This is a genomic window from Rhodoluna sp., from assembly GCF_024639375.1.
In the GTDB taxonomy this organism is placed as follows: domain Bacteria; phylum Actinomycetota; class Actinomycetes; order Actinomycetales; family Microbacteriaceae; genus Rhodoluna.
The window spans coordinates 1-8,170 of the sequence record NZ_JAHEIM010000016.1 but is presented as its reverse complement, the minus strand read 5'-3'; the positions used below and the strand labels follow the sequence as shown (position 1 = coordinate 8,170).

At 52.5% G+C, this 8,170-nt stretch carries 6 protein-coding genes, 1 tRNA gene and 1 pseudogene; 2 read left to right on the top strand and 6 right to left on the bottom strand.

Annotated features, from left to right (window positions below):
* On the bottom strand, positions 1-511 hold a 511-nt coding region (locus tag Q0L28_RS06190; protein WP_296633039.1), incomplete at its 3' end, for a S1 RNA-binding domain-containing protein.
* Positions 512-641: 130 nt separating this feature from the next.
* The gene (gene polA / locus Q0L28_RS06185) at positions 642-3,350 is read right to left on the bottom strand and encodes a DNA polymerase I (RefSeq protein ID WP_296633037.1); all 2,709 of its coding nucleotides are present in this window, start codon (positions 3,348-3,350) and stop codon (positions 642-644) included.
* Between the two features lie 38 nt (positions 3,351-3,388).
* Between polA and Q0L28_RS06180 the strand changes: the two genes are divergently transcribed.
* A complete protein-coding gene (locus Q0L28_RS06180; RefSeq protein ID WP_296633035.1) occupies positions 3,389-3,814 on the top strand; it encodes a hotdog fold thioesterase in 426 nt (141 codons plus the stop codon).
* Here the strand turns inward: Q0L28_RS06180 and Q0L28_RS06175 are convergent.
* Positions 3,811-4,419 carry a response regulator gene (locus Q0L28_RS06175; RefSeq protein WP_296633032.1) on the bottom strand — a complete coding sequence of 203 codons (609 nt, stop codon included), beginning with the start codon at positions 4,417-4,419 and terminating at the stop codon, positions 3,811-3,813. The two genes, Q0L28_RS06180 and Q0L28_RS06175, sit on opposite strands and share 4 nt — an antisense overlap.
* Before the next feature lie 75 nt (positions 4,420-4,494).
* Here Q0L28_RS06175 and Q0L28_RS06170 point away from each other — a divergent pair.
* Positions 4,495-4,575: transfer RNA gene (locus Q0L28_RS06170), tRNA-Leu, on the top strand.
* A 64-nt stretch (positions 4,576-4,639) separates the two neighbouring features.
* Here Q0L28_RS06170 and pyk read toward each other — a convergent pair.
* The 3 genes and pseudogenes from pyk to Q0L28_RS06155 all read right to left on the bottom strand — a co-directional run.
* Positions 4,640-6,085: a pyruvate kinase gene (gene pyk / locus Q0L28_RS06165; RefSeq protein ID WP_296633029.1), complete on the bottom strand. Its 1,446-nt coding sequence runs from the start codon at positions 6,083-6,085 to the stop codon at positions 4,640-4,642.
* A 22-nt stretch (positions 6,086-6,107) separates the two neighbouring features.
* Positions 6,108-7,562 carry a glutamate synthase subunit beta gene (locus Q0L28_RS06160; RefSeq protein WP_296633026.1) on the bottom strand — a complete coding sequence of 485 codons (1,455 nt, stop codon included), beginning with the start codon at positions 7,560-7,562 and terminating at the stop codon, positions 6,108-6,110.
* Positions 7,555-8,170, bottom strand: a pseudogene (locus Q0L28_RS06155) (glutamate synthase subunit alpha); the annotation flags it as partial. The pseudogene Q0L28_RS06155 and the gene Q0L28_RS06160, both read right to left, overlap by 8 nt.

The window sequence follows — 8,170 nt, the reverse complement described above, 5'->3', positions numbered from 1 at the left end:
TCTTGGCTTCAACCTTCTGGCCAAGGTATGGGCCAAGGTCGCGAACACGGCGAAGCTCGATAAGAGATGCAGGAAGGAAGCCGCGAAGGCCGATGTCTACGATCAGACCACCCTTAACAACTTCGATAACGGTACCGGTAACAGTGCCATCAGCTTCTTTGATCTTCTCAACATCGCCCCACGCACGTTCGTACTGTGCGCGCTTCTTTGAAAGGATTAGGCGGCCTTCTTTATCTTCTTTCTGAAGAACAAGTGCCTCTACTGCGTCGCCAACTGCAACGATCTCTGATGGATCTGCATCGTGGCGGATTGAAAGTTCACGAGAAGGAATTACACCTTCAGTTTTGTAACCGACGTCCAGCAAAACTTCGTCGCGGTCGATCTTTACAACGGTTCCTGTAATCAGGTCACCATCGTTGAAGAACTTTAGGGTTGCTTCTACAGCAGCAAGAAAGTCTTCAGCAGAGCCGATGTCGTTGACGGCAATTTGCTTTGTGGTTTTGGTGGTCATATTTATTTGTACTCTTAACGGGCATTACTCGGGTCGCGACAAAACCAAGGCATTTTTACCAAGATTTCCATCGCAACGATGGATAGGAATTGCGTCGAAAGACGCTCTCCTAGCCTACTGGCTTTTCGGCCTAGTGGCCAGCCTGTTCCCAGGTTTTACCTATGCCAAGGTGCACCTCGAGTGGCACCGAAAGTTCGACGACATTCGACATTCTTTCGACAACCAGCGATTTGAGAGTTTCGAGCTCCCCCTTGGCGACTTCAAAGACCAATTCGTCGTGAACCTGCAGCAACATGCGGCTTTTTAGGCCCTGCTCGCGCATTTTGGAGTCTATTTGGGTCATGGCCAGCTTCATAATGTCGGCCGCAGTGCCCTGAATCGGGGCATTTAGGGCTGCGCGTCGGGCATTTTCACGAACCTGAAAGAGCTTGCTGTTCAAATCGTCAAATGGGCGGCGGCGGCCATAGCTGGTTGCGGTGTAGCCAAGGCTCTTCGCGGTATCCACCACGGATGCCAGGTAGCGGCGGACTCCCCCGAACCGGGCGAAATAGTCAGCCATTAGCTGCTTGGCTTCGGCGTTTGGAATTCGAAGTTGTTTTGCCAGACCATATTCGCTCAGGCCGTAGACCAATCCGTAGCTCATGGCTTTCACCTTGGAACGCATAGCGCTGGTGACTTCTTCTGGTTTGACACCGAAAAGGCGGGCGCCAACGAAGCGGTGCAAGTCTTCGCCACTCTTGAATGCTTCGATGATGCCTTCGTCTTCGGCAAGGTGCGCCAAGATTCGCATTTCAATCTGAGAGTAGTCGGCGGTGAGAAGGGTCTCGTAGCCCTCGCCCACTATGAATGCATCGCGAATTTCTCGACCGCGCTCCGACTTGATCGGAATGTTTTGCAGGTTCGGGTTTTCGCTCGAAAGTCGTCCGGTTGCTGTGCCAGTTTGAACGTAGTTGGTGTGGATGCGGCCATCCGAAGCAACCGCCTTGAGCATGGTCTCGACAATTTGACGAATCTTGGTGACTTCGCGGTGGTCAAGCAAGCGCTCGAGAAACGGGTGTTCGGTTTGCTCGAAAAGTTCATTTAGCGCTGCGGCATTGGTTGAGAAACCTGTCTTGACCTGCTTAGTGCCGGTCATGCCAAGCTCGTCGAACAAAACGGTTTGCAATTGTTTTGGCGAAGCCAAGTTGATCTCGTGACCGATGATTTTGTAAGCGGCCTTGGCGATTGCCGCAACCTCGGTGGTCAAACGCTCGAACAAAGCCTCTAGTTTGGCAACGTCAATGGCAACACCGTAGTGCTCCATGCGAGCCAAAGCAGCCACGGTTGGCAATTCAACTTCGCCATAGACCCGCAATTGATCTTGATCTCTAACTAGTTCATACAGTTTTGGGCTGAGCGAAATCGTTAGCCACGCATCGAGTGAAACATCGGTGGTCTCTTCAGCAACTAATTGATTTGGGTCTCCGCGCTTAACTGAAATTCCCAGATACTCGAGGGCGAGGTCATCCAAAGCAAATTCTTTGCGCACAGGGTTCAACAGGTAAGCCAAAAGCAACGGGTCATAGTCAAAACCATTCGACTCGATGCCGTAATCAAGCAGTTGCCTGGTGGTGTCTTTTGCCTGGTGCACTGCTTTGACGATTGCGACATCGGAAAGCCAAACACCCAGCGTTGACAGAATTTCGGCAACATCTTTAGGGTGCCAAAGCTTGCGCAGGTTTTCGGTGGCAAAGCCAATTGCGCTGATTGCCGAATCAGTGAATTCGAAAGCTAGGCCCACTGTGCCTTTGGTGCCCTTAAGCCATTTCATCAAATCGGCGCTCTTCAGCTGCTCAACCTCAGGAACGGTGAGGTCGTCAAATACCGGCGCTGGTTTATCAAATGCTTCGTTGAATGCTGCAACCGCGGATGAGTTATCGTCACCGGTTTTTGCCGGTGCGGAGCCAGGAACAGCACCACGAAGTCGCAGCACCCTTTCGGTGAGGGTTTTGAAGTGAAGTTTTGCGAAAACCTCACGCACTGCGGTTTCGTCAACACCGCCCAGAGTTAAGTCTTCGCGCGTGAAATCAAAATCGAGATCGCGAACCAAATGGTTAAGGCGACGGTTGCGCACAGCCAATTCACGGTGTTCGCGAAGGCTCTCTCCCACTTTTCCAGTGATGCTGTCGGCTGCATTCAGAACACCATCAAGATTTTCAAACTGTTGCAACCACTTGGCTGCAGTCTTCGGTCCAACGCCTGGAATTCCTGGCAAGTTATCCGAGGTTTCGCCGACTAGTGCGGCAAGGTCTGGGTACTGCTTGGCGTGAATGCCGTACTTCTGAACAACTGCGGCGTCGTCCATGCGAGCCAGGTTGAGCACACCCTTCACCGGATAAAGAATCGTGGTGCGCTCGGAAATCAATTGGAATGTGTCGCGGTCACCTGAAACAACGAACACATCGAAGCCGGCGTCTGCGGATTGATCGGCGAGGCTCGCGATGATGTCATCGGCCTCGTAATTAACCCGAGTGATGGTCTTAATGTTCATCGCGGCAAGCGCTTCTTGCAAAAGTTCGGTTTGGCCGTTGAACTCAGGCGGAGTCTCACCGCGAGTGCCCTTGTACTCCGGATACTCCTCGGTGCGGAATGAACTGCGAGAAAGATCGAAAGCAACAGCTAAATGAGTTGGCTTTTCTTGCTGCAAGATGTTCAGCAACATTGAGATAAAACCGTGCACCGCATTGGTGTGTTGGCCATCCGGAGTTTTGAAACTATCTGGGCTCAATGCGTAAAAGGCCCTAAACGCCAATGAGTGCCCGTCAATCAGCAGAAGGGTAGGCTTTGGGTTAGCGTTCATGAGGCAAGCCTAGTTTGCCGTTAGCCGTGGAGACTCTAATGACCAGCGAAAAATTCAGCCCTGCCGCACTTGAGCTTCTTAAATTGCGCGGCCTCGGTTCACTTGCTGAAAAGATGGGCATCGAACTTCTTGAACTTAGCGCCGAACGCGCAGTTGCTACCATGCCGGTTGAGGGAAACACTCAACCGCTTGGTGTTTTGCATGGCGGTGCGCACGTAGTAATTGGCGAGAGCCTTGGAAGTTTCGCAGCAAATGTTTGGGCCTACCCAGACAAGGTTGCTGTGGGAATCGAAGTGAACGCCTCGCACAGTCGATCAGCAACAACGGGCAAGGTAACTGCGGTGTGCACCGCGTTGAATTTGGGGCGCACTTTGACCACGCACGAAATCGTAATCTCAGATGAAGATGGTCGACGTCTTTCGACCGTGCGCATCACAAACTTCTTGCGCGAAAAGAATTCTTAGTTCGTAGCTCCACTGGCTGGCTTGACAGCAGAAAGCTGCTCAATAATCGTCACAGCAACTTCTTGCATGGTTAGACGACGATCCATAGAAGCTTTTTGAATCCAACGGAAAGCATCTGGCTCACTGAGGCCCATCTTCTCGTTGAGTAGACCCTTTGCGCGATCAACTAGTTTGCGAGTTTCAAAGCGTTCGTTTAGGTCTGAGATTTCGTTTTCGAGTGCCACCAACTGAGTGTGGCGACTAAGGGCAATTTCAATTGCCGGCAATAGATCGTTTGGCGTGAATGGCTTCACGACATAAGCCATGGCCCCGGCCTCGCTGGCGCGATCCACAAGCTCTTTTTGGCTAAAGGCGGTGAGCAAAACGATGGGAACTTTTTCGCCAACCAATGCCTCGGCGGCAGTGATGCCATCCATGTTTGGCATCTTGATGTCCATCACAAGGAGATCTGGGTGGTGTTGCTTCACCAGAGCGACAGCCTGCTCGCCATCGGCTGCCTCGGCAATTACGTCGAAGCCGTTTTCTTTTAGGGTTTCAACAATGTCCATGCGAATCAGTGACTCGTCTTCGGCCACGATTACTGTGCGCTTCTTTGCTTCAACCATGGGCTCAACTTTATTCGATGGTTGCCAATTCTGGAACTTTGTCAGTTTCAGGTAAGATTTACTGGTTGCAAAAAAGCCGAAGTGGCGAAATGGCAGACGCGGAGCACTCAAAATGCTTTTCCTCACGGAGTGCGGGTTCAAGTCCCGCCTTCGGCACGTAACCAAAAAAGACCCGATTTATCGGGTCTTTTTTGTTTAATTAAGCGTTTAGATAGTCAGATTAGCTAGTTGCGAAGCCAGGTGCAGCACCATTCACTGCGTCACCAACACGGTGAACACGCAATGAGTTGGTTGAACCTGGAATGCCAGGTGGGGTACCAGCAACGACAACGACTTCTTCGCCGATTTTGGCTAGCCCCTGAGCAATCACGATCTTGTCCACCTGGTGCATCATTTCGTCGGTGTGCTTAACTGGCGCAACTAAGAACGAGTGCGCTCCCCAAACCAATGACAAACGGTTCTGAATTGTGGTGCTTGGGGTGAACGCCAAGGTAGGCACCGATGAACGCAAGCGAGCTACGCGACGAAGTGAATCACCTGATTCAGTGAAGACACAAACAAACTTTGAGCCAAGCAATTCAGCAATCTCAACCGCTGCAAGTGAAACAGCACCAGAGTGAGTGTGCGGACGAGTGCCAAGTGAAGGAATGCGGTCAAGGCCGTTTTCTTCGGTTGACTCAATAATGCGAGCCATTGCTTCTACGGTTTCAACTGGCCACTTGCCAACTGATGTTTCGCCCGAAAGCATTACTGCGTCGGCACCGTCAAGAATTGCGTTTGCAACGTCTGAAGCCTCTGCGCGGGTTGGGCGTGAGTTTTCAATCATGGTCTCAAGCATCTGAGTCGCCACAATTACTGGCTTTGCCCAACGGCGAGAAAGCTCTACCGCACGCTTCTGAACTAGCGGAACATCTTCGAATGGGAGCTCAACACCAAGGTCACCACGAGCAACCATGATGCCGTCAAACGCATCGATGATTTCTTCAAGTGCCTCAACAGCCTGAGGCTTCTCGATCTTTGCGATTACCGGCAAGTACTTGCCCTCTTCGTTCATGATCTCGTGAACACGTTTGATGTCGGTAGCGTTGCGCACGAACGACAGCGCAATCATGTCTACGCCAAGACGGATTCCCCAACGCAGGTCATCTTCGTCTTTCTCAGAAAGCGCAGGCACGTTAACCGCAACACCCGGCAGGTTAATGCCCTTGTTGTTTGAAACGAAACCTGGAATCTCAACGATGGTGATGACTGTGTCGTTGGTGACTTCAGTTGCCTTGAGGGTCACTTTGCCGTCGTCAATCAAAAGCAAGTCACCAACTTTTACGTCGCCACAAAGACCCTTGAAGGTTGTGCCACAGATGGTCTCGTCGCCTTCGACCTCGTTGATGGTGATCTTGAAAACGTCACCCTTGTGAAGTTCGTGTGGACCATTCTTGAAACGGCCGAGGCGAATCTTCGGACCCTGAAGGTCAACAAAGATGCCAACCGGCTTGTCTAGGTCAGCCGCTGCCTTGCGCACGGTGCGGTAGATCTCTTCGTGCACGTCGTAGCTACCGTGGCTAAGGTTCATGCGAGCGACGTCAACACCGGCCTCGATGATGGCACGGATTTGCTCGTAGCTTGAAGTTGCCGGTCCGAGGGTGGCAACAATCTTGGCGCGTCTCATGGTTTCCCTTTGTTTTGGTTTCTTAGATAGAAATTGAACGATCAGTTGGTTTAACCGGGCTCGGAAGCACGGTCTTGCCCTCAAGGTATTCATCAATTGCTGCAGCAGCTGCGCGGCCCTCGGCAATAGCCCAAACAATCAGGCTTTGTCCGCGGCCGGCGTCGCCAGCAACAAACACGTCCGGCAGGTTGGTTGCCCACTTGCCATTTCGTGCGATGTTTCCTCTTGAGTCAAGTTCAATTGCTGACTGCTGAGTCGCGGAGTCGCCTTCGACGCCGGTGAAGCCCAGAGCTAGCAGAACCAAATCTGCAGGGATGATATTTTCGGTGCCTGGTTTAGGCAGACGCTTGCCGTCGACGAACTCGGTCTCGGCAACTTTAATGCCCGTGACCTTGCCGTTTTCGCCAACAAATTCAACTGTTGACGCCAAGTAGTTGCGCTCGCCAAATTCCTCGTGGGCACTTGCCACTTCGAAGATTGTTGGGAACATTGGCCAAGGCTGGCTAGCTGGACGCTCGGTCGGCGGCTGGTTGCCAATTGCCAAAGTAGTGACAGAGATCGCGCCCTGGCGGGTAGCGGTGCCCAAACAGTCGGCACCAGTGTCGCCACCGCCAAGAATTACCACGTTCAAACCATCGGCAACAATCTGGTTCTCGACAGTTTCGCCATCAACAACGCGGTTGGCCTGCACCAAATAATCCATTGCAAAATGCACTCCGGATAGTTCGCGGCCAGGGATGTTCAAATCACGAGGCTTGGTGGCTCCTGACGCAATTAGAACTGCGTCATAGCGTGCGCGAAGGTCTTCCCAAGTGATGTCAACACCGATGTTTACTCCGGTGCGGAATCGGGTGCCTTCTGCTTCCATTTGCTTCAGACGCAAATCAATGTGCTGCTTTTCCATTTTGAAATCAGGAATTCCGTAGCGCAGCAAACCACCGATTTTGTCATCGCGTTCGTAAACGGCAACAGTGTGACCGGCGCGAGTTAATTGCTGAGCTGCAGCGAGACCTGCCGGGCCTGAACCAACCACGGCAACAGTCTTGCCGGTTAGACGCTCAGGAGGGTGAGGTGTTACCCAGTCGTTTTCGAAGGCCTGATCGATGATTGAAACTTCGATCTCCTTGATGGTTACCGCAGGCTGATTGATACCAAGAACACAGGCGCTTTCACAAGGTGCCGGGCAGAGACGACCGGTGAATTCCGGGAAGTTGTTGGTCGCGTGCAGACGGTCGATGGCCGACTTGCCGTCGTTGCGCCAGGTGAGGTCGTTCCATTCTGGAATCAAGTTGCCGAGCGGGCAACCCTGGTGACAGAACGGCACGCCGCAATCCATGCAACGGCTTGCTTGCTGCTGAACAACCGCACGGTCGCGCTTTTCATAAACTTCTTTCCAGTCCATGATGCGCACGGCAACCGGGCGACGCTTTGCAGTCTCGCGCTCGGTGTTCTTCAAAAATCCGCGTGGATCAGCCATTGGTGACCTCCAGAATCTCTTTCCAGACGGCTTCGCTATCTGGGTCCATGCCGTTAGCCGTAGCCTTAGCGCGAATCGACATTACGCTGGCGTAATCGCGCGGAAGAACTCGGGTGAAGTTTGCTACTTCAGTTTCAAAGTTGCCCAGAATATTTTTGGCTACTTGTGAATCTGTCTCTGCCACGTGCTTTTCAAGCAACTTTTTAAGCTGCGCAATGTCGAGAGCCTCAAGCTCACCAATGTGCAACTCTCCTGCTGCTAATGCATCGTGGTTTACGTGGTCGCCACGCAACTTGTAAACATATGCAACACCACCAGACATACCAGCACCAAGGTTGCGACCGGTTGGGCCAAGAATTACTGCCACACCACCTGTCATGTACTCGAGCGCGTGGTCGCCACAGCCCTCGGCCACCGCAGTGACACCGGAGTTGCGCACCAAGAAACGTTCCCCGACGATGCCACGAAGCAACATGGTTCCGCTAGTTGCACCGTAGCCAATAACGTTTCCGGCGATGATGTTTTGCTCGGCTGCAAACACGCTTGCACGGTCTGGACGAACCACGATGGTTCCACCTGAAAGACCCTTGCCGACGTAGTCGTTCGAG

What these genes read in the sequence shown, in the direction of transcription:
- pyk (WP_296633029.1), bottom strand. Translation starts at nt 6,085, where the DNA reads ATGAGACGCGCCAAGATTGTTGCCACCCTCGGACCGGCAACTTCAAGC.
- Q0L28_RS06175 (WP_296633032.1), bottom strand. Translation starts at nt 4,419, where the DNA reads ATGGTTGAAGCAAAGAAGCGCACAGTAATCGTGGCCGAAGACGAGTCA.
- Q0L28_RS06160 (WP_296633026.1), bottom strand. Translation starts at nt 7,562, where the DNA reads ATGGCTGATCCACGCGGATTTTTGAAGAACACCGAGCGCGAGACTGCA.
- Q0L28_RS06180 (WP_296633035.1), top strand. Translation starts at nt 3,389, where the DNA reads ATGACCAGCGAAAAATTCAGCCCTGCCGCACTTGAGCTTCTTAAATTG.
- polA (WP_296633037.1), bottom strand. Translation starts at nt 3,350, where the DNA reads ATGAACGCTAACCCAAAGCCTACCCTTCTGCTGATTGACGGGCACTCA.